Consider the following 25,767-nt stretch of genomic DNA (forward strand, 5'->3'; position numbering starts at 1 on the left):
CATAATCTGACGTCAGTAAATTTCGATGTTTTCATGCAGAATCTCCTGCTTGTATCTTAAGAGAAAATTCTACTTTTAGATCCTTTTATTTTTTGGGAGATTACCATCTAAATCAATTCGATCAATTCTTTGCTAAGTTCTCTACTCGGCTGCAGCATATCATCTGCCAGAGCCCGCTTACTTGATAAAAGTCGGTCTAATTTTATCTCAAAAGTATCAAAATCATTTGCTGCTATTGATGGGTAGTAAACAAAAACTTCTTTATCTTGTCCTATACGATACGCACGGTCAGTTGCCTGATCTTCCTTGGCAGGATTCCAACTGCGCGTATAATGAATGACATGATTAGCTTTTTGGATATTAACGCCAAAGCCTACAGCAGTGGTTGACAAAATAATCACATTAAAACCACTAGTTGCTTGGAATCTATCAATAAGGTTTTGCCGTGTTAAACCTTTTTTACTACTTGTATTTGAATCCCCATTAACAGTTGTAACATTTAAGCCGAACCGTTCTAGAAGAATCCGTTTCAGGAATACTTGAATTTCTCTAAATTCTGTAAAAATAATAACTTTTTCATTCTTTGCCTTAATTGCTTCTAATGTTTTAATCAACCAATCTACTTTAGGTGATTCATGAATTGAAGCATTCGGTTGCAATTGGAATGGATGTGCACAAATCATTCGCATACTGTGCAGTGAAGCCAACATCGCACCTTGATTACCTTCTTCAGACAACTTTCTATAGTGATTAATTACATCCGCATATAAGTGACGTTGAAGTGAAGAAATCGTAATATTTTTACAATGATTTACTTCAATTTTTTCTGGTAAGTCAGCAACATCATGTTTCATTCGTCTTAAAACTTGTGGTGCAATCAAGTTCCGTAATTGTTTTAATACTTCATTATCCACATTATCAAGATTTTCTATAGGGCGACGATAAGTTTTTCCAAATTCATTCAATGACCCTAACAAATTTTCTTGGATAAAATCAAATAAGCACCATAGATCAGTCAATGAGTTCTCAACAGGAGTGCCTGTACATGCAATTTTGAAGTCCGCTTTCTGAGCTTTAGCCGCTTTAGTCACCATTGCTGTAGGAACTTTAATTTTTTGTGCTTCATCGCAAACCATAATTCCCCAATCAACTCGTGCTAAAGAAAACTCTAGATCACGCATTGTCTCATAGGTTGTGAGGACAATATCCGCATCACCTCGCCAATCTTTTTCAAGCAAATGGGTAATACCATGATCATCTCTTAATTGAGCAGATATTAAATGCTTGGGAATTTTTCGATCTTTTAAATTTTCACCATATAGACTTAGGATCTTAGCAAATTTAGCACTGAAGAACCGATTTGCTTCTGCCTCCCAGTTTTCTAACAATGAAACTGGAGCAACCACTAAAACTGGTTTTTTATCTTTTGCATTTTCTAAGTATTCACCAATAAAGCACAACAATTGCAGGGTCTTCCCCAATCCCATATCGTCTGCTAAAAGGCAGCCACTTACCTGTTTTGGTGCATATTGATGTAGATTCTGCAACCATGCAATCCCATACTCCTGATGTGGTTTTAAACTAAATTCCTGACTTCTGAAACTTGAAGGCAATCTAGCTGGAAGATGGTTCTTCTCATCAAAAACCAATTGATCTGCTCGTTGTTTAGTAAACTCAGCTTTATCAATGTTATTCGCAATGAGTAAGGTATCTTTCTTTTTTTTCTGTAAATTAACCGTAGGTTCTTCTAATGTTTCAATAGACTCTTTTCTATTTGAATCACTCAGACTATTAAATAATTTTTTAGCGTCATCTAATGAGACTTCAGTGTTCGCATTAGGAATTAGAACTTGATCTTTACCTTCTTGCTCAGCCTGTTTGATACGCTGTTCAAGCACCTCTATTGCTTCATTAGACAAGCGATCTTGTAGTTGTTCTTCCAACTCCATGAGATGCTGTGGCAACCACTCTGATTCACCGCTGTCCCTTTGAATGAACTCAGAGTTAAGTTTTTGTGCCTCACCAATACCAATAACCCGGTCACTGTAATTGGATAAATCCAACACTTGTTGTGCTTGTAGCTCATCTTCATATTTTTGGATTTCTGTTAGATCACTTTTTAACTCTTGAACCTGATGATCCAAATAGCTCGTTTTATCAATTGTATAACCCGCCCACATGAAAATTGGTGATGGCTTTTCATAAGCAGAGATAAAATATTTTGTTTGCTCTAGATTGGAGAGTTCCAACAGAATCGATTGTTGTTCACGGCCAGAATTTTCGTTGAGAGTTAATTGAGCAGAAACATAATGTCCTAACTCATTATCAAATTTATCTATCTGTAAGCTGTAACTATAGATTTCTGCATCTTGCTTTGATTTTTCAAAACCTTCAGGAGAGATTACCTCTGTGGCATCATCTCCTAATTGTGCGAAGGGATTATGCAAAAATATTTGAGCGCGTTCACCAGATACACGCCTATTCGGCATCTTTTTAATTTCACTCAGTACATTTTTGACTTGAGGATCAATGACTACATGAGCGACTCCACCATCTGGTAGGCTAATGCTATATTGATCTTGTACCTGATTATAGTGATCAAAAGTTTGCAACCAATTTGACGGTGCCTCATCAAAGTCGGGCTGTACTTCTACAACTGATTCCTGACTAATCAAATTCTTACGTAGATTTAATTGTAATTTTTCAGGTGCAAGTACCACGGTCTTACGAAGAAACTCATCTAAATTTGCCTGGCTTCGATTAGCTAAACTTCGTATTTGAGCCCAATACTTTTGATTGAGCTTATTATCTTTATTTGATATACGAGCAAATTCTTTAACTTTTTCTACAAGTTTCCAAGTCGCTTCATCCAGTAAATATTCTTGACCATCAACATTCAGTACGGCACCTATTCGTTTAATTAGGACTTTAGACTTAATCCTATTTTGATCACACCATCCATCTAGAATGATCTTAAAATCAGGATCACTTAGTCCTCCCTCACTACGAATCACTGGATGTAAATTCGTTGGACTGGGTAAGTTGAGTAAATTAAGTACGTTACTATGTTCGGGATCTTGCTGAAGCTGAAACAGCTCCTCCCATGGCAATACATACTGATTATCCGTTAGATAAGCAATTTCTTCTCCTTCTAGACTTTCCCAATAAAAATCAGCATCAGTTTTAGCATTTTGTTGATAAGCAGAAATCAATCCAACTTCGTCATATTGTAAAGATTTTATATTAGCCATCAAATTGGCTTCAACAACGGAGTCAATATTTTTTTGCTTCTTCCAAAATGCTAATTTCATGCTTATACCTTAATAATTCTTGCGATTGATTGAGCTATATTTATTTGTTTCTCTCAGATTGGCAAAAATTCCTATTTCTGCTAACCGCTGATCAAATCTTTCTCCCCAACTACCGATATGCCCCAACTTATCGATATACCCTTTATGTGTATAATTTTTTAAATCTCTAACATGTATTTTTGGTGAAATTTCTTTATAAGGCAATATATTAAACAAGAAGCAAGCATTACCTGTATCTGAGAAATCAATAACATAGACATTATCTATTTTTAATAAAAATGCGTTATTGGATGGAGTAGACCCTATCAGCTCTTTTAGTCGACCTCTATTTAAATGCCGAAAACTCATGTGTTCATGCCTTTGTGAATATAATGCTTCAGGTCCAAGAAAAATCTGAGAAAAAGATATCTGATCAATAAATTTAATCCAATAATTAAAACGATTCACATCCGCTGTCCGACTAAATAATTTAAAGAACGCTTCTAAATCTGCCCTTACAAACCACTGAATCACCATTTTTTTGGTATCAGCATTTACGTTATTCCATCCCGCTAATGATTCATACTGAGGATTACCCCATTGATCTAATGCCAGATGTTTTAATACTTCATGTACTTTCTCTCTCTGAGAAGTACTAGCGTACCGTTCTAGAAGTGCAGCTAAAATAGTGGTTGTATATATTTTATTTTTTTCCAATAAAACTAAAAATCTTGGAATATTTTGAAGATATTCATCCTCATTCATTGTCTTGATCGACTTAATTGCAGATCGAATCAAATCATCCCAAAACCAACTACCCGAAGATATTCTTAAACTTTCTAATTGATTAGCAACTCTGTTGTCATCACAATCTTGTAAAAATTCACGTACAAATTTTTTCGTAGGTTCTATCGATAAAACCTCTGAATAATCAATAAGAGTCGTCATCCATTTTTTAGGCTTTACCGAATCCGTATATATCTTAGATTTATTGTTATTAAGAATATATCTCAGCTGAGTCCAAATAAGCGGGCTATTCTCAACATCCTTTTGTTCAAATGCAAAATAACTATATAAAAGTGGAAAGTAGACTAACCTTAATACATCAAATCCTGATTGCTCGAAATAATTCAAAATTTGCTTTCCAGTTAGAGTAAATAAAAGTTTTACATCCTCATTTGGAATTTTTTTACTCAAAGCCCAAGCTAAGTTTCTTAAATCTCGTTTAGTCAGCTCTCCAAACCCGTGTTGTTTAAGCTTTGAAACTGATTTTATAATTTTTTCTTCTAATGGTTGTACATTTTCAAGATCATCGAATTTATGATCAATAATCGACAAGGTTTTCATTAAACGCTGAGGTCTAACAAATTTAGTCTGTATATGAGTTGGTTCAGAAAATACACTTATTCTCTCTTCAATACGACGTTTCAGATTCGCAATACTCATCACTATCACCGTGTCAATTGGCATGTTTCAACAGGCGCTGAAACAAAATGAGGTTGCGGCTCAGCGTTCTCTTTTTCTTTTAAACCATAGAATTGCATCCGTAGCTCAACACGACGGGAGGCTTCTTTACTATCCTTAGCTGAATTAAAAGAAACCCCACCAGCTAAAAATAATTGTTTAACCTGGTTCTTTTGCGCTTCAGTTAAACTTAACCCTTGGCTAAACTTGGGATCGAGTAAATTGCACATGACCCATTCTGAACGACGTAAACTTAAGTTTAAGTTATAGAGATATGAACCGTCCGTATCTGTGAATCCTTCAATCACAATTTGTTTAAACCATTTTTTTCCATTTTCACTATTAGCAGCATTTAAAACAATGGGTACTAACGTATTTAATGCCTCTACACCTGCTGCATTTAACCGGTAGTCATTATGGCCAAACCGACCAGCTTCTCCAAAGTTGATACGATTGTCCTTACAATCAACAGCAATAATCTTGTTTTTCAACGCGGCATCATTTTGAATACTAGTACAAATATCCATAATCTCTGAACTACGTTGATTTTCAGCTTGAGTCGCTTCATTGATTTTTTTCGTTACGACCATTAATGACACAGCCATTACGACTAAAAACAAGGTCATTAATGCTGTCATTAAATCAGCGAATGAAATCCAAAAAGGTTTTTCACCATCATCTTTAGAACGTGGTTTCTTAGAGTACCTGTTACCTAACATTAATCATGTACCCCAAAATTAGTTTTTCTTTTGTTGTACGAGATCTTCCAGATCTTCTACAAAACTACCCAAGCCTTCTACACCCGTTGCAAGGCGTTTTACAGCTTGATCAAGTGTATTATCAAATGCACCTAAAGAATGATTTAAGCTAGTTTCTACAGAGGAATCAAAACTCTCAAAGCTTTTCACCAACACATCACTGACTTGCTCAAGATAATCCTCCATTTCTTTCTTCACTTGATTCAATGCATTGGTCATGTGATTCATATCTTCAAGCATTCTGGTACTCATACCAGCTTCAGATTGAGCTTGTTTAATCAAACCATCTAAAGTACTGATTGCCTGTTTTACACTCTCTTGTGAGTCTTTATAGTCTTTCAATAGAGAGATTAAATTGCTGCTTGCGCTGGTCAAATGCGTAGAGGTGGTACTTACTTCTGCAATTAGCTGTGATGTCTTATCAGTCACTGTAATCAAAGAACTGCCCGCAGTATTAAACTGTTCAGAAGCTAAGCGCATTTTTTCAGCACCGTTATTCATACCCGTAATACTATCCGTTGTCACTTGAGATAATTTCTGAATATTTTCTTTATATACTTGGATCGCATTTTGACTGTGTGCAATCAAATCTTTAATTTCAGCTCCTAAATTATCAATTAATGCAGATGATTGTTCGTGCAATTTTTGCTGATTTTCTAGAATTACACGATCTTGTTCCATACGCTGTTTCGTAATATCTGACATTAACTCAGACATCGTTCCGCCTAGATTCCCCATCAACTCCGAGACTTTGCCATTTAACTGCTCAATCGCATGTTGGCCCTGTTCTCCAATTTTTGCAGCACCTTGAGATAAATGATCCACCATTAAATTCATTTGATCAGACATCGCATTTTGTTTTTGTTGAATATCTTCAATCATTTTTGACATCTGCATTTCTAATGTTTTCGTCGAAGTTTCACTATTAATTTTCATATCTGTCAGTAATTGGGAGAAACCTAATTGCATTTCCTTCATAGCAGATACTGATTGAGTCATCATCTCATTCATGCCCGTCATTTGACTGCCAAACGTAGACTCCAACTTACTCAAAAAGGCTGTAAGTACATCAGTCATGAGTTCTTGTACGGCTGAACCTTGGTCACCACTGACTTGTTGTACGCTAGAAGCAATTTTATCTAAAGGTGCTTGTAAGGTATCCGTAATCGATTGACCAATCTGAGTCGCCATATCCTGACTTGATTTCGCATAGCTTTCACTTAACTGTGCAGCAAAAGCAATCTGATTCTTTTTATTTTCCTCAACCAAATTCGTCATCATGACTTTTAAGTCATTAACAAGGCTATCTTTTAATTGACGAGCATTGGTTTCATTTGCCTGAGAGGATTTTAATAATTTAGCTAGATACTCTTCTCCAGAGGAATCAGTTTCAAAAAGCTTATCAATTTCTGTTGTTAAAGTTTCTAACTGTTCATAACACTGACGCAACCACGATTTTTCGCGCCAAGTGATAATCATTGCAGTCCCTATCGCAAGTGCAGAAGCCATGAATGCTTCACTTACCCCACCTAATAACAAGCCTAAACTGTCTTGAACTTTTGCTGGATCGCCTGCGGGATCAAAAGCTAATAATCCAAATAGAAGGCCAGCAAATGTAGCAATAATACCTACACCAGTGATAATACCTGGCAAGTGCTTATAAAACTCAACTCTTAAAGGGGTATCCACAATGACAGCTTGTGAAAAAAATACATCACTTGATACCGTTGCACGTGAGGAAACTAGAACATCTTCTCCATCTAGAGTTTCATAGATGTCATGAAAAGAATTTTTGTAATTTAACCAAGCATGGTTTAAAGGTGTATCATTTTCGAATTTTGCATCTAATGAGTTCTTATTTAGACTAGAATTTTTATCCAATCCTTTTAAGGCATTAATTAGTACTGATAATTGCTCACTTAGGTTTTTAGCAGGTTTGATATATTTAGAATAGAATTTAAACCCAATCCATAATACAAAAATGAGCATTCCCACAGGAATAATAAAATAATTCTGCAGAAATTCAGCAAAAGCCAACATATCAATACACCCCTATACTCAAAAATTTAATTCTAAAATGTTTAAAAAATTATCGACTGCTCAACATATCAAAGATCACTCTAGCAAAGATGCTGGCCTTCGCCGGATCAGAAAGTAACTGCATCATCTGTTCCTGATGTGCGGCACTGCTACCAAGAATGGCATCATCCATCGCTTTCGGGAAATCACCCAGCATGGCTTGTTCACGGGTATTGTTGGCAATCTGCTTCATCACAATCTCATTTTCCGCCAGCTTGTCACGTACCGTATAGGCATAGTTCAGCATGTCTTTATCGGTTAGGTTATCAGTGATAAAGACATCATTCAGACGCTCTATAATCTGTGACAGGAACTCTTCTTTCTTGTCACGTGGCTTGGCTGTCCCCAGGTCATTGCCCGGTTCTAGCTTAAAATCTTCGGCATCTTCTTTCAGCTTGATGTCTTGCTGACGGATCTTGGACAAGCGGTAATGGCTCATACTGACATTACTTAAGTCCACCTCATCATCTTTCGTTGCGGTTTCACGCAGCAATGGACGCAGGTTACGCGCATACAGACTGAGCTTCTCCAGTTCTTTGTCATCGTAGTCCACGATCTGTGACATAAACTCGTAGAAACGGGTAAAACTTCCCAAGTCTTTTTTAAAGATTTCCAGCTTGTCTTTTTCAAGCTTGGCCTCTTTAAAGGCATTGTCGGCATTGGCAATCAGCACCGCATCATTGGTTTTCTTGCAGCGTTCCAGCATATCTCGGGTGGTGTTATAGGCTTCGATGGCTTGGCTATAACGTTTCTGCCAGCGTTCAACCGCAGGCTTGCAAATGTTACTGATCGCAGCATTGGATTTGTTCTTGGTAAAGAACGCTTCTACAAACTGCTCGACTTCCGTCCACAAGAAAATCTTGCTGGCTTTCAGCTTTTCAAACAAGTCAAAGATCTGATCTGGATTCGATACATCAGCCAGTTCTGCGGTTTGGTAATAAGGCTGGAAGGCCCCAAGAATGTCTTCAGGATCGTTAAAGAAGTCCAAGACAAAGGTGCCAGATTCCGCTTTGCCCGGATAGGTACGGTTCAAGCGTGACAAGGTTTGTACGCACTCAAAACCGCCCAGCTTTTTGTCTACGTACATGGCACACAGTTTCGGTTGGTCAAAGCCAGTCTGGAACTTGTTGGCCACCAGCATCACCTGATAGTCATCACTATCAAAGGCCTTGCGCATTTCCCGTCCTTTTAGCCCCGGGTTCATGTTGCGTTCATTAAAGGTCTTCCCGACTAAACCACTGCTGTCGGTATCCTTGTCATTAAACTCAACCTCACCCGAGAATGCGACCATAGCCTGAATGGACTTATAGCCCTGATCTGTCACGTATTTGTCAAAAGCGAGCTTGTAACGCACCGCTTCTTTACGTGAACTGGTCACCACCATGGCTTTAGCCTGCCCACCCAATAAGCCCATCACGTTATTTTTAAAATGTTCGACAATGACTTTCACTTTCTGGGAAATGTTGTGGTCATGCAGGCGTACCCATTGATTCAGCCTGATCTTGGCTTTTTTGGCATCGACCTGTTTGTCGGCTTGTTCAATTTTTTGTTTGAGCTTATACACCACTTTATAGTTGGTATAGTTTTTCAGCACATCCAGAATAAAGCCTTCTTCAATGGCCTGGCGCATGGAGTAGACATGGAAGGCTTCCGGCTTGTTTTGCTTGGAGGGTGGTAGCTCAGGATTGGGCACACGGCCAAACAGTTGCAGGGTTTTGTCTTTCGGCGTGGCGGTAAAGGCATAGTAACTGAGGTTATTACTGCCCGTACGTGCTGCAACCACGGCATCCAGAATATCTTCCGAAGACAATTCAGCATCCTCTTCGCGCTCTTCCAGCATCAACACTTCTTTCAGTTGTCGTGCCGTAGAGCCGCTTTGCGAAGAATGAGCTTCATCGGCAATCACCGCATAACGTCGCTGTTTCAGATTGGTACTGTTTTCAATCGCACGCAGCACAAAGGGGAAAGTCTGGATGGTCACAATGATAATCGGCTGTGAGGTTTCCAGTGCTTTGGCCAGTTTTTCCGATTTGGAGCCATCGCCTTCTTTATTATTGATGCGTCCGACCACGCCATCGGCATGTTCAAACTGGTAGATGGTATCCTGTAGCTGGGCATCCAGAATGGTACGGTCAGTGACCACAATCACCGAATCAAACAGTTTCTGATTGTGTTGATCGTACAGGGTCGACAACTGATGTGCTGTCCAGGCAATCGAGTTGGACTTACCTGAACCTGCACTGTGCTGAATCAGATATTTCTGCCCAGTGCCCTCCTCTAAGGCGGCATTGATCAGTTTGGTGACCACATTCCACTGGTGGTAACGTGGGAAGATCAGCAGTTCTTTTTTGTACTTGCGGCCTTCCCAGTCTTCTTTTTCTTCAATTTGCAGATGGACAAAACGTCCAATGATATTCAGCAAATTGTCTGGGGTGAGAACTTCGTTCCACAGATAGGCCGTAGCGTACTGATTCTGGTCTTCTGGCACATCATTGCCTGCACCACCGTCATGCGTGCCTTTATTGAATGGCAGGAAGAAAGTATCTTCTCCGGCCAATTGGGTCGCCATATAGACTTCGTATTGACTCACGGCAAAGTGTACCAATGCGCCACGCTTAAACATCAGCAAGGGTTCAGGCTTGTTGGTTTCTGGATCTTTCGGCAAGCGGGTGCGTTTGTACTGCAACATGGCATTCTGCACCGCCTGTTTAAACTCGGACTTGAGTTCCAGTGTGGCCACAGGAAAGCCGTTAATAAACAATACCAAGTCAATACGCCATTTCTTTGCCTGTTTGCCCATGTCCTGTAACTCGGCAGCGGTAGCATACGGGCTATAGACCAACTCTGGCACAATGCGGCAGATGTTCTTTTTGTAATTGGCTAAGGTATCCGGATTAAGTGCATGTTCAGGTTTAAACTGACACAGGAAAAAACGAGCGCTGCGGGTTTTCACCCCATGACGCAATACACCCAAGGTACCATAGCTGCGTGACTGTTCATCAGTGGCATTGATGTCGGCTTTCTTCAGCTGGGCAACCACGGCTTCTAGAAAATGCCGTTCGGTATCTTGTGGAAAGATGCGCTGAAACTTCTGCCAGTCTTGTGCTTGGGTTTGTAGCACAAAATCTAGTACGTCCTGCTCATACAAGGCGGTTTCACGGTTGTAGCCTTGTGGCGTACCGAGTTGCCAGCCCTGAGCCAGCATCTGCTGAATGATGTCGTTCTGGAAAATGCTTTCACGGGTGGCGTCTAGATTCATGCGCTTAACTCCGTGTGTGCCTCAGCAACCGTTGGTTCTTGCCAGTGGCGAACATCAATTTTTCCGGTGACTGCCGCTGAGATGAGGGCAGTTCGGCGTTCTTGCATGAGTTGAATAGCTAATTTAGCCTTTTCAATCAGTTGATCAAAGTCTTGAATATTTTTCTCAATAAATTTAGAAATCGCTACCTGTTCATCTAAAGGAGGTACTGATATTTTTACAAATTGCACTTCTCCACAATTTAAGTGTGGATGCATACCACCTGTACGTATTGAATATAAAGTTGCATATCCATAATCTGATTGAAGGCAATAAGCTAAATAACTACCTGATAATTGTTGTTTCTTTGGTTGTAGGATAATCAAAGCATGACAATTAAAACCTTCCTCAGATTCTGATACTAACCCAACATCTCCAGTGCCCGCACCAGTTTGAACAATTAATACATCATCTTTTTTCAAGATTGATTTAGCGTGGTCATTACTCCATTTTTCTCGTACAAAATAGGCATTATCAAAATTCACTTTACCTTTTTTAATATGCGTTGCTTGTACATATGGAATACCTTCCTCCACTAAAATATCTCTAGTAGGTCCAACATAACCATTCGTAATTTTTTGTGTGACCTTGGATATGGCTATAACATCCCAATGCTCCGGCACTTCCCCTAACCATTCCACCCCCGAATCTTTCATCGGGACATTAGGGTCGAGTCCTTTGGTCACGGCATGGCTAATAACCGCCTGGCGTTTTTCTTTCAGCAGTTCAATCAGTTGTTGCTGTTTTTCAATCAAATGATCGATTTTTCTGGTTTCGTAGTCGAGGAAATTTGAAATCTGGTTTCTTTCTGTTAATGGTGGTAGTGGAACTTCAAAGCTATTGAGATTACCAGTAGTGAGTTGGTTAATTGTAGCTGTTAGAAAAGTACCTGATTGATATTCAAATAAAGCTGAATTAAATACTCTGGATAAATAGCTATTGTATTCACTTCTAAAAATAGACATAAAAGCACCAAAACTAACACCCTCAGCGCTTTCATCAATCAAAGCATTTTTACCAATTAAGGCTCGGCTACCATTTCGTGCACAAATCAAAATATCATTTTTTTGTGTTCTTAACTTCTCAGGAATTTCCTTACGAACATATACATTATCTTCAAAAGCTAACTTTTTATTCTGAATATTAGATGATCGAAGGACTAAAGTACCTTCACCTTCATCAACAACATCATCAGGAGAATACGTCAAACCTATGATCGCTTCTCCAAGATATTTTAATTTCTTTACTTTCCAATGGCTAGGAATTTCACCTAACCATTCTAAACATGAATCCTTATATTCTGTATACGCTTGATACTTTGCCATTATGAATGCACCTCTTGTAGCAGCTGCATAATCTCGGCACTCACCGCATCCAGATCGGCATCAATCTCGGCTAGGTCACGTGGTGGCTGGTACACGTAGAAATGACGGTTAAACGGAATCTCATAACCGACTATGCCAATCTCGCTATCTTTCTCGTCACGCTTGTCGGCATTGATCCAGGCATCGGCCACGTGTGGCTGTACTTCACGTTTAAAGTAGTCTTCAATTAGTTCTGTGGTGCTGACCTTTGGATTCAGCGCAATGTTTTCCGCATCACGTAAATCGCCATCTTGTACAAACTCAACTACTTTACCGTTATAGCTAAACTGGCCATAAAGCGGGTTTTCCGCCTGTTTCACGACCTTATTAATCACTGGTTCTGCTTCCGGATTCTTCCAGGTAATGGCATCTAACAGCTGTTTCTTCTCTTTGGCATCCAGCTTGATGTCGATTTGCTTGAGGGCTTTTTTCAGCACTTCATCAAACTGGTTAAAATCATCAAACTGCTCGGTGCCAATCACGGCCTGTAACGCCTGGGCTTTTTCCATCAAGGCTTTCTGGAACAGCCAGATTTTGCTGTCCAGTACCTCTTTTATGTCTTTTTCTTTTAGCTCAGGGAATTCCGCTTTAATCAGGGCACGTACTTCAAGGGCAACGTCCTGCAACTGACCGTAAGTTTCTGCTGTCCACACTGTACCAAAGGCTGTGCCTAATTGCGCATCGATGCTTTGCATCACGGCATTAAACGGTTTTGGCGCAAAGCGTAATGCAGCAATCGCGCTATCCGTGATCTGTGCCGATAAACGTAATGGACGTTCAATCGTTACGCGACGGTAGCCAAATTCATGGCTGTCAAAGATTTTGCTGGCGAATGGTTTTTGCTGTTCGGTTTCGCCATCGTTTGCCAAAGTATCTACCGCGACAAAGTCACCGTAATTTTGGGTAATGATGGCAATTTCAGCTTCAGTCAGATAGTTACGCTTTGAACCAAGTGACTTACGCATCTTGGTACTGAGGTTTGAGGCATTGATTAGCTGTACCTTGCCTTTGCGTTCAGCGGCTTTTTTATTACTGAGTACCCAGATATAGGTGGCAATCCCAGTGTTGTAGAACATGTCATTCGGTAAAGCAATGATGGCTTCCAGCAAGTCAGCTTCTAAAATGTAGCGACGGATCTCGCTTTCACCACTGCCTGCACTACCGGTAAATAAAGGTGAACCATTCAAGATAATGCCGATGCGGCTACCGCTCTCGGTACTGCTGGCATCACGCATCTTGCTGATCAGGTGCATCAGGAATAATAGTGAACCATCCGATACCCGTGGCAAGCCTGCACCGAAACGACCATCGAAGCCTTTGTGCTCGTGCTCGTCCTTGATGTCCTGTTCGATTTTTTTCCAGTCCACGCCAAAGGGTGGATTCGACAGCATGTAGTCAAACTGATCCACAGCAAGTTGGTCATTTGACAGCGTGTTACCGAGTTTAATTCGGCTCACGTCCTGACCTTTGATCAGCATGTCGGCTTTACAGATGGCGTAGGATTCTGGGTTAAGCTCCTGACCAAAGGCACGCATTACGGCATTCGGGTTCAGCTCATGCAGATATTCCATCCCTGAAGACAGGAAGCCGCCTGTTCCCGCAGTCGGGTCATAAATGGTACGGATAATGCCGTCTTTAGTCAGGACGTCATCATCTTCCATAAACACCAGTGCCGTGGTCAGACGTACAATGTCACGCGGGGTAAAGTGTTCCCCTGCGGTTTCATTAGAACCTTCGGCAAAACGACGGATCAGTTCTTCAAACACCAAGCCCATGTCATGGTTGGATACGTTCTTTGGACTCAGATCCGTGGTAGCAAACTTTTGCACGACTTTATACAAAAGGTTGGCATCATCGAGTAAGCCTGCAAATTCGATGAAGTTAAAGTATTCAAATATCTCACGGGCATCTTTAGAGAAACTTTGCACATAGGTGCTTAAGTTGGCCTTGATATCACTCTGCCCCATTTTGCTAAGATCCATTGGGGAGGTGTTAAAGAAGGCTAGACCGTTGGTGGCACGCAGCAATAACTTTTCTTGAGCTTCTTCTGGCAGATTCAGCTTGGAGACTTTTTCATGTTCTGCCAGTACCGCAGCCTTGCTTTCTTCCAGTACACATTCCAAACGACGTAACAAGGTAAATGGCAGAATGATGCGACCGTATTGCGATTGTTTGAAGTCACCACGCAGCAGGTCGGCAACCGACCAGATGAAAGAAGCGATTTGTGAAAAGTTATTGTTGGTCATAGTGGCGAATCAATTCCTGAATTCTTATCTGTGATCAGTATCTGGCTACACTTCGGTTGCTAGAGATAATACTGATAATTTTTTAACTGTTGGATAATATTATATTATTTAAAAAGCAGATTGTTGATTATTCATTTATTGCATGACAGTTAAGCGACAAATTTCGTCGTCTGGTTTCAGATTTTTCTCATAGAAGGTTCATCCACCATAACGCTACAACCCTGCTTTTGAAAACCGTGCCTATTTATAAGCCCATCTGCTAAACTAGGCTTACATCACCTTTGTTCAAGGAAATTCCAGAATGCTAAACACTCTCGAACAGAAAAAAAAATATATCCAAGCTACGCGCTTGCAGAATTATCAAGCCAGTTTAAAGCTGGAAGGCATTAACCCGTCCTCAACCGCACCGGCATTAAGTAAAGCTCAGATTCTACAGAAATATAAGAAATTCTCACAGACCTCGGAATCGTGATCAGGCTTCCTTATGGATAAATATGGTGAAATGGGTGACAGCATTTACTGTTACCCCGACTCGGACGTCCTCAAAAACAAACTGAACATTCAGGATGCTGAAATTCTGCAACAGGCAGAACTGGAGTTGACTGAGTATGCCAGCACACGAATTGAGTATGCGGAGCCACCTTACGATCTCAAATACCTGCAATCCATTCACTTTCAGCTCTTTTCAGACCTGTATGCCTGGGCAGGTGAACTAAGACAAGTGGATATTGCCAAAGGCGATACCCGCTTTTGTACCTTCCCGCGTATTGAAATTGAAGCCAATAAGCTCTTCAAGCAACTTGAGCAGCAGCACTATTTTCAAGCTTTAGCCAAACCAGTACTTATCCAAAAAATCGCTGATTTTTATTGTGAAGTCAACGTGATTCACCCATTTCGTGAAGGCAATGGACGCACCCAGCGTATCTTCTTTGAACACCTACTTGCTCACTGCGGCTATGGGGTACAGTGGAGTAAAATTAACAATAAGGAAGTCTGGATTCAGGCCAATATTGATGGATTCAACTGCCGGCTAGATGGACTGATCGCTATTTTTGAAGCCTGCATTATCACTCCTGAATAACAAAAAAATTAAGGGAGCCAAAGCTCCCTTCAATTAGTGACTAGCCAACTTGTTCAGAATCCATTAATTGACTTACCAAGCTGACTAGATAATTCAACTGTGCTCAATTCACAGCTCTAACACTCTGCTGCAACCCCTGCTGAATCTCCTGCACATAGCTCAATTGCGCTGAATGCTCTGTATCTACAGCACTGTCACTGTGTGGATAAAATTCCTCCAGCAATTCCATCCCCTCCTCTGCATGCACCTCAAACTTGGCATTGGCAAAACCCTGCCGTGCAATCTGATCTAATGCCGCTTGATCAAACCCTGCCTGTTTCCCCTGTTGGTCAATCTCCTTAGCCGTCTGAATTGCTGTTTGCAAATCCACGCCTTCCCGTAACGTTAAATCTACGTAATACACGGGCTGACGATAGCTTTGGGTAGTACTTTTCCCACGCAAGGTGAGCTGCAATGGTAAACATGACAACAAACCACCTGAAGCTGCATGGTAGTAATTCAAACGTGCAGCCAAAGTGCGAATACTGTTAAAGCCTGTAGTTCTAAAAATGAATGTGCCAAACTCATCAGCTTCGCCTAAATTGACATGTAGGCGGCCATAAGGCTTACAGTGCCCGCCTTGTCCAAGTGGGCATAAGTCGGGGGATGGACATGGATGTTGTTCAATGCCGTTCTGTCCGAGTCGCTGACAAGTCTCTCCATTACCTGTACATACTGGTCGTCCAGTCTGGCGATCAAACAGGGTGTATTCTGCTCTCAGGTTAAGCTCAGGTTCATTAAAAATCATTCGTACTGGAATGGTTCTCAGTTTCTGATTTTGTGCTTTGTTACGAAGCTGCTCGTCCAGTGGATGTTTGACCCAACCATCCTTAGTCTGGATTTGGCTGGTGATGGTAAACTGGTCATCCTTTTCAGGTAGTCGCTTGCCATTCTTTTCAACGATCTTGCCAATGCTGATACGCCCCAACACAGGTGGGGTAATTGCTAAACCTTTAATCATGGTAATTGTCCTTTATTGCATTTATTTACGGATTCCCCAAATCCATTGAATGCACTGTCTCCTACACCATATTTTTAATCCTCCTGAAAAAAACGATTTCCAGTCATAGGTCATGGGAGAAAACATTGTGCGAACATAAAAAAATGCAAAGCTGCTCCACCGTCCTTTCCTTAGTATTGGGGAAAGGACAAGAGGGGCAACTTTGCACAAATTTTAAATTTAGGGAAATAAAATGGTTGATGTGGTGTGTGATGGAAATAGGTCTAAAACTTGTTTAGTCAGACGATTTAGGTTGTTGCAGCATAAATATTAAAGCGTCTGCTCCCTTGTCGGGATTGTGGATACTGTTGCAGGAGCTCAGGCTGTGCCTGTAATAATGCCTTTTGATCCAGTACCACACTGTCCTTTGATTTTTTCCATGTCACAGTACCATTGGAAAAGATGGCTTTCTCGGCATCTTTCATGAGTGCCTGAATCCGATGCTTGAGATAGTCATACTTGGTTTGATGGTCAGTCAGTTGTTTATCCTCGTGTAGCAGATCAGTAAACAGTTGATCAACACCCTCCAACGTGGAGAAATCAACGGTCTGTAAAGGGATATGTTGTGGGTAAAGCAGTTGCAGGGCTTTGGCGGCTGATTCACTGGCATCAACACTCGGTGGTATGTCATTTTCCACACAGTTCCAGAATATCTGTTCAGAAGTCATGATTTGGTCTATCACAATTTCATTGCGTTCAACCTTAAAAATCTTGGCTTCATGTCCACAGATCAAGACACAGATATGCGCTGCCTGTTTACCTGTGACTGCCAGTTGGTGCTGTACCTGAATAATCACATATAAAGGCACACCATCACGCCAGAGTTTGGTTCCCCATTCCCCTACAGATTTACACTCCAATATCTGTACTTCATCACAGCCTACAACGGCATAGTCCAGATTGGCTAACATAAAGTGCTTGTCAGGATCTGGATGCTGTAACACCGCATTGACCTTACGCACTTTATGACCTGTCTTGTGCTGGTAATAGTTGGCAATCAGAGGTTCAAGCTGATTGCCCCAATATAAGGGTGAATAACTGTTTTGGGTTGGTTGATCTGGTTGGTTCTGCATCCGACCTGTTTTAATCATCCATAGTTCCAGCATCGACATGTGAGGATTAAGCCCACAGGCTGCTGCTGCATCACTGCTACCAATGCCCTGTTTGCGTACCTGTAACCATTGTTCACGGCTCATACCTTTGGTTTTAACAAGGCGTTTGGCACGACTAGGATTCGGTTTAGCTAACGGTAAATGTGGTATGGATTTGCTGCTTTGTGGTTCAACGATATGGTTCATGAGATACTCCATGTCTGTAAAAATTAAAATTGCGGCATAAAAAAAGCCACATCAGGGCGATGTGGCAAAAGGGAGTTTTTTGGTAGAGGGAAATAGACGGTGTAAAGAATGACTATATTGCTTAGGACACCATTCTTAACGCCTGTTCCAATCCTCGCTGTTTAATGGCTGCACCTGTACCAAACCATGCTGAATCCAGTCGGTGATCAGTACTCATGGCTCGACGTTCGTGATCAACAAACTCGGTGAGACTACACAGCAAGCCATAGGCTGTACCTTTGGCTGAACTTAACTCTGCACCTCGTCCTTGACCATTAAACATATCCATGACTTTCGACATGGCTCGTCCATTCGGTTCGGTTTTATTGGCTGCATTGGCTTCATTTGCCACATTACGGTAGAACTGGATAATGCTGTCATCCTGTTCAGCAATGCTGAGACTGGTATTGTTAAATACCGCATCAAAATAGGCTGCCGCTTCCTGCTGGGTGACTTTACGCTGACTCAGTTGCTTCATTTCATACATGTGTTCATCCCATGCACGAACGGAAATACCGAGTTGTTGCTTCACTTTTTCAGCATCAAACTTGGTACTGTGAGGTACTTTCACCACACCTGCACTGGTACTGCCATTGCGCAAGGCAATCGCCAGCGTATTGTTACAGACCACACGGATACTGGTAAATTGTGCTGTCGTGGCAAGTGTGCCATCACATGCTGTTGCCAGTAAGATATAGCCATTACTGACATCCTTACCTTTCAAGGCTGTACTTTGTCCCGTACGTGCCAATGCCCAGAACTTCTTGCCGCCTTTCAATACTCCTGCGGTTTCCAGTTCAAAGCCTGATTGCTCGGTTAAGTCACGATAGAACTCAAGGATTTCTTTGGGTTGAACTTCCTGAAAGCGTTGGCTGACTACGGATAAAGGTGCATGGGTATCAGAACGGTACAAGACACGCTGTTCCTCATACGGCAGAATGATAGATTGTCCACGTTCATTCTTTGCCATGTAACTGACATCGGATGATTCAATCCGCCAGTCCATGCCTGCCTGCTGCGCCCAGACTTCAATCGGTTGATGTGGGCTGAGTTGATTACCCAGACCATGCCACGGGGTTTCACCGACATACGCCATTTGTTCAAGTTGATGTGCCATGATGATTTCCTCCCATCCTTAGTTGAAATTGCATTGGCAATTGTTGCAGTGGAAATAAGCTGTCGGCTGCTGTGGCTGTGAGGGTTGAACCAGACTATCCAGCAAACCACCCACCACTGCCCCAGCCAATCCACCGAGTAATGGTGAAAATGGCGTAGGGAAACTCTTGGCAAGGCTTGCACCAATCCCTGCGCCTGCCATCGAAGAAAAACTGTTATTGCCTGATGGCTGTGTAGTTGCACGGCTAACATTGGCTGAATAGCAATATGGACATGTAATATTCATAAGATAATCCTCATTAAATGAAAAAAGGCTTACCAATCGGCAAGCCTATGTTTTTGAATGTAAGGGATAAAAGAAACATTCAATCTTCATGTTAATGATATATATCTGTGATTTTTTGGGATCATGCCAGTTCGTTGCGATTCAACCATGTAGCCGTATCAAGATGGATCAGTGTGCCTCTGATCGTTGGGCAATTTTTGATTCAAGCCAATCATAGATTTCCTGAGATACCCAGCCAATCCGATTCTGCGTTAGATGAATTGGTTTGGGAAAATTGGCATCGTAATAGTCTGATTTCGGATTTATCATTTCATAGATGGTTGAACGACTCAATGCAGTAATCTCAATTACTGCTTTGATATTCAAAATACGGTATTGATATTCAACGAGATTGGTCATGTGGGTACTCCCAGTAATTGTAGTTGAGAGGGGTCTTCCTCAATACAAATCGGCATACCGTATTTTTTTACTGCAACCCATGAGATGAATTAACCAAACATCCCCACATGACTCAAGCCAAAAGAAAAAATGAATATATGAAATAAACATTCATGTTTATGGTATGTAGCTTTGATTTTTTGGAATCAACATTTATCTATCCAAAGCAACGCATCCCTTTAACCCTTGCACGTAAATATTGATCTTCAATATAGAAATTTGCCAGAATGCTAATAATGTTAAGGTTATTTTCTTCTATTTGTACATCATTACAGTGAATCATGTCGCTCTTCAAAGTATCTTGCTCATAGGAATCTCTGTGCTGATGTTTGGATTCGCGGTTCAGTGAATCATTTTCTTCCTCAATATCGTCTAGAATTTGAATTATCTCTTCAACATATTTTTCAGTATGGTTGCGATAGGAACCATCGTAAATAAACAGGAACTGACAGAGATAGCCCTCATCCCGATCTTGTTCAATGACCCATGAATAATCCAATAGCTCTTTGAAGCAAGTATCACGGTTAAGAACACGACGGTGAAACTTTTTCAGGTTTTCATGAAACTGGTAAATATCCTGAGCGGTAGTGTATGGATAACTGACACCTTCAAGCATCAATAGCAACTCATGACCATCATCCAATAAGTCCTCAATGTGATTCTTGATTGCAGTAAAGTTACGTTTGCGTTGCCGCTTATGCTTCAGAATAAAATGATCATGCTCATCCATCAGACCATTACAGAAATTTTGAAAAGCAGTTCTGGATTGTAGTGGTGATCTACGTGGATTTATTGCCCTGCCTGAGCTTGATGTGGAGCTAATCGACATTAAGTCAAAATAGCCCTGTAACATCGGTGAATATTCAAGTTCTGGATCATAAATCGCTGTAGCAGCTTCCCGATAATCTTCAAGTGCGGCCATCACACTTTGCCAATAGTATCGGTCTAAACAAACATCCAGCATCAGGTCTTCAATCTGGATCAGTACTTCATGACGGTTCATGTAGGTCTCCTATGGGTTAGAACCATAAGAGACACAACTCTGTAATAAACTGCCCAAAGGCATGATCAATCAATGATCAAAATATTAAGTCTTATTCTTTCCATCTAGTCTGCCCAGTTTGAAATACATTCACTCTACGACTGAGTTTTACCCTTAAATACTGGTCAGGCTTATGGCGAGTCAAGTAATGAATGGTGTGATAGGCATTGGTAACTGCTGTTTTATTACGCCGTTCCACCAAGCCTAAGCCCCATGTCCCTTCATCCTCGTAATAGCGTTTATGCTCTTTTTGATTGCAGTTATAAAATAGACCGTCACCTTGAGTTATCTTTTCCTGCCATAGCTCACCGATACACTGCGCCAGATAACCATCACGGCAACGCTCTGAACCGTTGTAGATCACCAATAAATGACAATGATAGCCTTTGCTCTTGCCACCCTGTTCCAGTCGATAGGCATAGCCAACTTGATCTTTAAAGATGGTATCCTTGTTTTGGATACGACTGAGTAACTTTCTGATGTTGTTGCCAAACTGTTGGATACAGGGACTACGCTCAAAGCGATAGGATAAATCGACCCTGACCAATAATAATTTACGATGACGGTCAACAAGGCTGGCAAAATAATCATCCAAACGGTTGTGATAGCCATCACTTTGATTTGCCAAATCTTCTATAAAATCTTGCTGCTGGTATTTGAGACGACGTTGAAAGGATCGAAATGCTTGATCATCCTCAAATATATCTTGATCTTCCCAATCAACCCGTTCAGGCATTAAATCAAAATAGGCTTGAATCAAGGGACTGTATTCAAGCTCTTCATCATAGATAGCCCTTGCATCGTCCAGCCACTGATCATAGTCAGATGCAAAGTCTTCCCAGTGATAGTCTCGTCTACAAACTGATGACATAAATTTTTCAATATCAAGTAGGGTTTGTGCTTGGTTCATTTGGATACTCCTATGGTAAATTCCATAGGAGTGTTGGTTCTGTATTTTTATAATTTAGATCAATTGATTGATTATTCTTCTAATGATTATCCATCATCATCTTGGATATGATGATGGTATATAGATTTAAGTTATTAATAAATAATAATATAATTAAATAATAATCCTAGCAAAAATCTTGCATGAACATGACCATCAAAAGACTTAAAATCAATTTTCTCTACTTCTATAGCAAACAGGTAAAATCATACCGATTGGCATGATTTTATAGGTAAAAATGGAAGCTAAAGTTAAGTCATTTTACGAGTCCTTTGGCTTAGCTTTAGGTGATGCTACAAATACTTTCTTTTTATCTACTTCAACTTTCCTCCCCGTCATCATTTTTTTTCCAGCCTGATCCAAATGGTTTTCAATTGGTTCAAGAGTAATAACTTGATCTGATGAATCAATAGGGAAAGATTGTTCAATATTTTGGCTATGCAAAATAGTCTCAGGTTGATCTTCGGATTTAGTTTCAGCCTGATTCTGCTCCGATATATCCTGATCATCTAAACCTGATATAGATTCCGCTATCAATACCTCATGGTCAGTTGACCAGTCAACTTCTTGGTTCACAACGTTGTCTATCGTTTCATTGTTGTCCGATACTGGCTGCTCCGAAACAAAATCTGATTTTACAATTTTTGCTGGAATAGCACTATCCTGTTTAGAACTGGGCATTCTTCCCTTTAGCAATAAATTCAAATCAGTTGCACATCCCTCAATGGGTGTTCTTCCTAAAAGCCCATAATACGCATAATAGCCTGCAAGAATTTTGATAAACGCAGACCGTTGTTTCTTATCTTTATAATTACAAGACAGTGCTTGATTTTGCCCACGCCGTTTTTCACCAATCAGTGGTAACTGCTTTGATTGCAAACTTATTTTATTGAGAAAATCAATATAATCAATTGCAGCCGAATCTTTCAGCAATTTACCATCCTTTTGCCTTTTTGCAAGCTTATGGCTTATTTGCTTTTTTACTTCATCCGTTAAGTAGTTTTTCCAATGTCTGTTAATATTTTCAACAAGATTATTTTGAAATCCCCCTTGATTCGTCGCATCAAAAATCAGTGTCACATCAATGAGCGGTGGAGTAAGTGAGATATACGTTCCGACATGGGCTACAAGTTGTTTGCCAATGACTTTCGGCTTTCTTTTAATATCTTTTAAAAATTCCGTCCAAATTTCACTCAATGCCAAACACAATAAGGCTTCTGGTACATGTCCAGCATCAACATGACAAGTCATCTTAAAACGATAGACATCCATATTATGCCTAAAATAATAGCGGACATACTTGGTTATGGAGTCAAAGTTTTTACGAACCTTAGCCATCTGTTGAGCTTTTTTTGCAGCTATATCATCTTGACCCACTTTAACCTTTAAACTTTCATGCAGTTTACACCTTAAGTTATAAAGGTATTGGTGTAACTCCCTATAAAAACCCAATGAAAAATTATCGCTATTATCTGGTACTTTAATCACATCACGAGACTTACTGTGTTCATGACAAAAGAAAGCTAGCCCTGAACTCAACGTGCCTTGTAGGGTTTCGCTCAGATATTCTGTATATGTGTGACTAAGAGAATGATCAAGCAGCAAGATAATTGCCATTTTCTCAATCAACAAGAGATATTGTTTGGGTGCATGGACAATGTATTCAAGTGGGACATCTTCACTGATTGGGGAAATATCAGCGTGTTCAAGATGTGCTATGAACAACTCCAGTTGAGCCATCCGCTCACTAGTATCTTTTTTAAATACAAAAAAATGCTTTTGTTCATCAGAAATACGGCAAAGCTCAGTATATGTATTTTTATCTTTAAGCTTACGAGTGGCTGTTTCCCAAATACCTTCCCCATTAAACTCTCGATACAATGCAGAAAGTTTCACCAACTCGACTGCTTTTTTGGTTCTAGGTTTACGTTCAGGATGCCGAACCTCATGAAACAATCTGGAAATTTTATATCCCACATCATGAATATCAAATGGCGTGTGCTGTACACTGTGTCGCATGGCACGTACAAATCGTTGAGTGTGGGCAAATAAATACAAAAACCAGTAATTAAAATCTTCCAGTTGCTTTTTAGGTCTGTAACCCAATAACCCTGTAACATCCCTAGAGTTAAATTGGCGTTTTATCACCTCATTCAGGCTATCAACGGTAACAATAAAGTTGTAACCCTGTTGGTTCAAATTTTGATTAAGAAGATTCCAAAACTCTATGGCAATTTGATCATCGTTATGCTCACGATCATTTTTCAAAACCAATACCAGATGAAAATTGAAGCTCTCATTCGTCCCTAAATAAGTATTCACATAGTCGACTAATACATTAAATTGCTGACCGAAAACTTGATAGCTAGACCTTAAAGCATGCATGACGTGTTCAACGTCATCCTGCCTCCATTGGGTAATCGGCAGATATTGACGTGTAACAAGGTTAATTTTAACCACCAAGTTTAAAACGTAAACCTTCTTTTCCCTCCAGACGATTTTATTAAACACTGTGGCAAACTCAATATGCCTCTTGTTGCAACTCGTCCTTTCCTCAAAAATTTCTTTTTGTCTTAAATTATACGTTTCACGGTACTTTGCAATACATTCAAAAACACGATCTACAGGAAGGTTGTGTGGACTCCAATCATGACCGTCATCATAGAACTCTGAAAACTCATTCTCCACTAAGCCAATAAACAGGTTGACCTGAACACTAAACCAAGAATCCACCAGAGTAGCCAATTCAATTAATTCTTTATCCAGTCGCAAATAGTTTAAAAAACAAATTATCTTCCTTTTAGCATCAACATCAGCATCCAGATAAGCAGCCTGCGTTGAGATGAGATTATTTTTTATTTTAGCTAAACCAAACTCAACACCCTCAAGCATACGGATGGTTTCATAGAAAACTCCAGCATGTATTTCTTTGCCAGTCCGTCGCAACTCAGCGATGGATTCATCATACATAACAGTCTTTAGATAGCTGAAAATATCGTTTTCATACTCGTTATAGGCTTGACTCTGTTTCATGGCTATACCTGCTAAATACTAATTGGAAAAACTGTAGGTAAAGAAATATGGTTTTGTCTTCATATCTAATAGATTTTATGGTTAACTTTCACATAAGTCATTGTTAGTTTTATCATAGATTAAAATAAAATTCAAAAAATGAATACTACTATTCCAATATAATTTTAATTACTATGCCAAAAATCTTTAGTTGCTATTCTTAATATTTTTCACTACTAAAGCAAAAATATTTTTTCATTATTTAGCTAAATATTTTCTATTAATCCATTTTTAAAATACCAATAGTAAATCAATGAGATTTTAAATTTACTGCCCTACTAAAAAATGGGCGTAAAAAACTACACCTGCAACAATGTAGTTCAGTAAGAACATGACAAACTAAGCTAAAGCAGGGATGAGAATACTGAACAGCATGACCAGACAAATTGATAAAAAATGATGATTCGGACAATAGAGGGATTTTGATTCTAGTAATTTTTAATTTGAGCTTTATAGCACAGTCCCAACACAATACTGCTTGCCCTCCTAACTAACAGGAAGAGAACACATGCGATTTATAAAAGGCTGAATGGAGCTTGGAATTAATGAAATAATAAATAGCCAAAGTGATGCTAGAGAACTGAATATAGTGTCTTATTTTGAAGTACGATAAACGACTTGCAACTTTAAGCAACTATCCAAAGGCTACCGATTTCATCCAGTTACCATTGATTTAATCAGAATTTTAATGTGGGTTACAATGTGGGACAAAAACCAAGACAAAAAATAAACCCTTGTAAAAACAAGGGCTTATTCAAATATTTGGCGGAAGCGGTGAGATTCGAACTCACGGAGGACTCACACCCTCGTCGGTTTTCAAGACCGGTGCATTAAACCGCTCTGCCACGCTTCCATGTGCGTAAGAATACAAAGCTTGTTGTCTTTATTCAAGAGAAATTTAAGTGCAA

General features: G+C 40.1%; 17 protein-coding genes and 1 tRNA gene. 2 read left to right on the forward strand and 16 right to left on the reverse strand.

Going from position 1 to position 25,767, the window contains the following annotated elements; genetic code table 11:
* Positions 1-107: 107 nt before the first annotated feature.
* The 7 genes from O1450_RS09425 to O1450_RS09455 are packed head-to-tail and all read right to left on the reverse strand — an operon-like array spanning position 108 to position 14,499.
* Positions 108-3,311: a DEAD/DEAH box helicase gene (locus O1450_RS09425; RefSeq protein ID WP_269228205.1), complete on the reverse strand. Its 3,204-nt coding sequence runs from the start codon at positions 3,309-3,311 to the stop codon at positions 108-110.
* 9 nt (positions 3,312-3,320) lie between these two features.
* Positions 3,321-4,736, reverse strand: a complete 1,416-nt coding sequence (locus O1450_RS09430; protein ID WP_269228206.1) for an EH signature domain-containing protein — start codon at positions 4,734-4,736, stop codon at positions 3,321-3,323.
* 5 nt (positions 4,737-4,741) lie between these two features.
* Positions 4,742-5,473: a type I Zorya anti-phage system protein ZorB1 gene (gene zorB1 / locus O1450_RS09435; RefSeq protein ID WP_130234906.1), complete on the reverse strand. Its 732-nt coding sequence runs from the start codon at positions 5,471-5,473 to the stop codon at positions 4,742-4,744.
* 18 nt (positions 5,474-5,491) lie between these two features.
* Positions 5,492-7,552: an anti-phage ZorAB system protein ZorA gene (gene zorA, locus O1450_RS09440; RefSeq protein WP_269228207.1), complete on the reverse strand. Its 2,061-nt coding sequence runs from the start codon at positions 7,550-7,552 to the stop codon at positions 5,492-5,494.
* 49 nt (positions 7,553-7,601) lie between these two features.
* Positions 7,602-10,850: a type I restriction endonuclease subunit R gene (locus O1450_RS09445; protein ID WP_269228208.1), complete on the reverse strand. Its 3,249-nt coding sequence runs from the start codon at positions 10,848-10,850 to the stop codon at positions 7,602-7,604.
* On the reverse strand, positions 10,847-12,214 hold the full coding sequence (locus O1450_RS09450) for a restriction endonuclease subunit S (protein WP_269228209.1): 1,368 nt from the start codon (positions 12,212-12,214) through the stop codon (positions 10,847-10,849). Before O1450_RS09450 ends, O1450_RS09445 begins: the two co-directional genes overlap by 4 nt.
* Positions 12,214-14,499: a type I restriction-modification system subunit M gene (locus O1450_RS09455; RefSeq protein ID WP_269228210.1), complete on the reverse strand. Its 2,286-nt coding sequence runs from the start codon at positions 14,497-14,499 to the stop codon at positions 12,214-12,216. The genes O1450_RS09450 and O1450_RS09455 overlap by 1 nt, the downstream gene beginning before the upstream one ends.
* A gap of 301 nt (positions 14,500-14,800) precedes the next feature.
* Between O1450_RS09455 and O1450_RS09460 the strand changes: the two genes are divergently transcribed.
* Positions 14,801-14,971, forward strand: a complete 171-nt coding sequence (locus tag O1450_RS09460) for a YhfG family protein (protein WP_000935322.1) — start codon at positions 14,801-14,803, stop codon at positions 14,969-14,971.
* A 12-nt stretch (positions 14,972-14,983) separates the two neighbouring features.
* Positions 14,984-15,580, forward strand: a complete 597-nt coding sequence (locus O1450_RS09465; RefSeq protein WP_269228211.1) for a putative adenosine monophosphate-protein transferase Fic — start codon at positions 14,984-14,986, stop codon at positions 15,578-15,580.
* A gap of 103 nt (positions 15,581-15,683) precedes the next feature.
* Here the strand turns inward: O1450_RS09465 and O1450_RS09470 are convergent, their stop codons facing one another.
* From O1450_RS09470 to O1450_RS09510, 9 genes are all read right to left on the reverse strand, one after another.
* On the reverse strand, positions 15,684-16,580 hold the full coding sequence (locus O1450_RS09470; RefSeq protein WP_269228212.1) for a recombination directionality factor: 897 nt from the start codon (positions 16,578-16,580) through the stop codon (positions 15,684-15,686).
* Positions 16,581-16,867: 287 nt separating this feature from the next.
* Positions 16,868-17,917: a YqaJ viral recombinase family nuclease gene (locus O1450_RS09475; RefSeq protein WP_269228213.1), complete on the reverse strand. Its 1,050-nt coding sequence runs from the start codon at positions 17,915-17,917 to the stop codon at positions 16,868-16,870.
* Positions 17,918-18,038: 121 nt separating this feature from the next.
* On the reverse strand, positions 18,039-19,073 hold the full coding sequence (locus O1450_RS09480) for a DUF932 domain-containing protein (protein ID WP_269228214.1): 1,035 nt from the start codon (positions 19,071-19,073) through the stop codon (positions 18,039-18,041).
* Positions 19,074-19,091: 18 nt separating this feature from the next.
* Entirely contained in the window at positions 19,092-19,358 is a 267-nt protein-coding gene (locus O1450_RS09485) for a hypothetical protein (RefSeq protein ID WP_269228215.1), read from the reverse strand.
* A gap of 168 nt (positions 19,359-19,526) precedes the next feature.
* Positions 19,527-19,757, reverse strand: coding sequence for a helix-turn-helix transcriptional regulator (locus O1450_RS09490; protein ID WP_269228216.1), 231 nt, complete (start codon positions 19,755-19,757; stop codon positions 19,527-19,529).
* A 196-nt stretch (positions 19,758-19,953) separates the two neighbouring features.
* Complete coding sequence (locus O1450_RS09495) at positions 19,954-20,799, reverse strand: hypothetical protein (RefSeq protein ID WP_269228217.1); 846 nt, start codon at positions 20,797-20,799, stop codon at positions 19,954-19,956.
* Between the two features lie 91 nt (positions 20,800-20,890).
* On the reverse strand, positions 20,891-21,748 hold the full coding sequence (locus O1450_RS09500) for a YagK/YfjJ domain-containing protein (protein ID WP_269228218.1): 858 nt from the start codon (positions 21,746-21,748) through the stop codon (positions 20,891-20,893).
* Between the two features lie 300 nt (positions 21,749-22,048).
* A complete protein-coding gene (locus tag O1450_RS09505; RefSeq protein WP_269228219.1) occupies positions 22,049-24,820 on the reverse strand; it encodes a hypothetical protein in 2,772 nt (923 codons plus the stop codon).
* 802 nt (positions 24,821-25,622) lie between these two features.
* A tRNA-Ser gene (locus O1450_RS09510) sits at positions 25,623-25,712 on the reverse strand.
* Positions 25,713-25,767 lie beyond the last annotated feature (55 nt).

Source organism: Acinetobacter sp. TR11, assembly GCF_027105035.1.
Classification (GTDB): Bacteria; Pseudomonadota; Gammaproteobacteria; order Pseudomonadales; family Moraxellaceae; genus Acinetobacter.

What these genes read in the sequence shown, in the direction of transcription:
- zorA (WP_269228207.1), bottom strand. Translation starts at nt 7,552, where the DNA reads ATGTTGGCTTTTGCTGAATTTCTGCAGAATTATTTTATTATTCCTGTG.
- O1450_RS09505 (WP_269228219.1), bottom strand. Translation starts at nt 24,820, where the DNA reads ATGAAACAGAGTCAAGCCTATAACGAGTATGAAAACGATATTTTCAGC.
- O1450_RS09430 (WP_269228206.1), bottom strand. Translation starts at nt 4,736, where the DNA reads ATGAGTATTGCGAATCTGAAACGTCGTATTGAAGAGAGAATAAGTGTA.
- O1450_RS09450 (WP_269228209.1), bottom strand. Translation starts at nt 12,214, where the DNA reads ATGGCAAAGTATCAAGCGTATACAGAATATAAGGATTCATGTTTAGAA.
- O1450_RS09445 (WP_269228208.1), bottom strand. Translation starts at nt 10,850, where the DNA reads ATGAATCTAGACGCCACCCGTGAAAGCATTTTCCAGAACGACATCATT.
- O1450_RS09500 (WP_269228218.1), bottom strand. Translation starts at nt 21,748, where the DNA reads ATGAACCAAGCACAAACCCTACTTGATATTGAAAAATTTATGTCATCA.
- zorB1 (WP_130234906.1), bottom strand. Translation starts at nt 5,473, where the DNA reads ATGTTAGGTAACAGGTACTCTAAGAAACCACGTTCTAAAGATGATGGT.
- O1450_RS09465 (WP_269228211.1), top strand. Translation starts at nt 14,984, where the DNA reads ATGGATAAATATGGTGAAATGGGTGACAGCATTTACTGTTACCCCGAC.
- O1450_RS09460 (WP_000935322.1), top strand. Translation starts at nt 14,801, where the DNA reads ATGCTAAACACTCTCGAACAGAAAAAAAAATATATCCAAGCTACGCGC.
- O1450_RS09485 (WP_269228215.1), bottom strand. Translation starts at nt 19,358, where the DNA reads ATGAATATTACATGTCCATATTGCTATTCAGCCAATGTTAGCCGTGCA.
- O1450_RS09455 (WP_269228210.1), bottom strand. Translation starts at nt 14,499, where the DNA reads ATGACCAACAATAACTTTTCACAAATCGCTTCTTTCATCTGGTCGGTT.
- O1450_RS09480 (WP_269228214.1), bottom strand. Translation starts at nt 19,073, where the DNA reads ATGGCACATCAACTTGAACAAATGGCGTATGTCGGTGAAACCCCGTGG.
- O1450_RS09490 (WP_269228216.1), bottom strand. Translation starts at nt 19,757, where the DNA reads ATGACCAATCTCGTTGAATATCAATACCGTATTTTGAATATCAAAGCA.
- O1450_RS09495 (WP_269228217.1), bottom strand. Translation starts at nt 20,799, where the DNA reads ATGAACCGTCATGAAGTACTGATCCAGATTGAAGACCTGATGCTGGAT.
- O1450_RS09425 (WP_269228205.1), bottom strand. Translation starts at nt 3,311, where the DNA reads ATGAAATTAGCATTTTGGAAGAAGCAAAAAAATATTGACTCCGTTGTT.
- O1450_RS09475 (WP_269228213.1), bottom strand. Translation starts at nt 17,917, where the DNA reads ATGAACCATATCGTTGAACCACAAAGCAGCAAATCCATACCACATTTA.
- O1450_RS09470 (WP_269228212.1), bottom strand. Translation starts at nt 16,580, where the DNA reads ATGATTAAAGGTTTAGCAATTACCCCACCTGTGTTGGGGCGTATCAGC.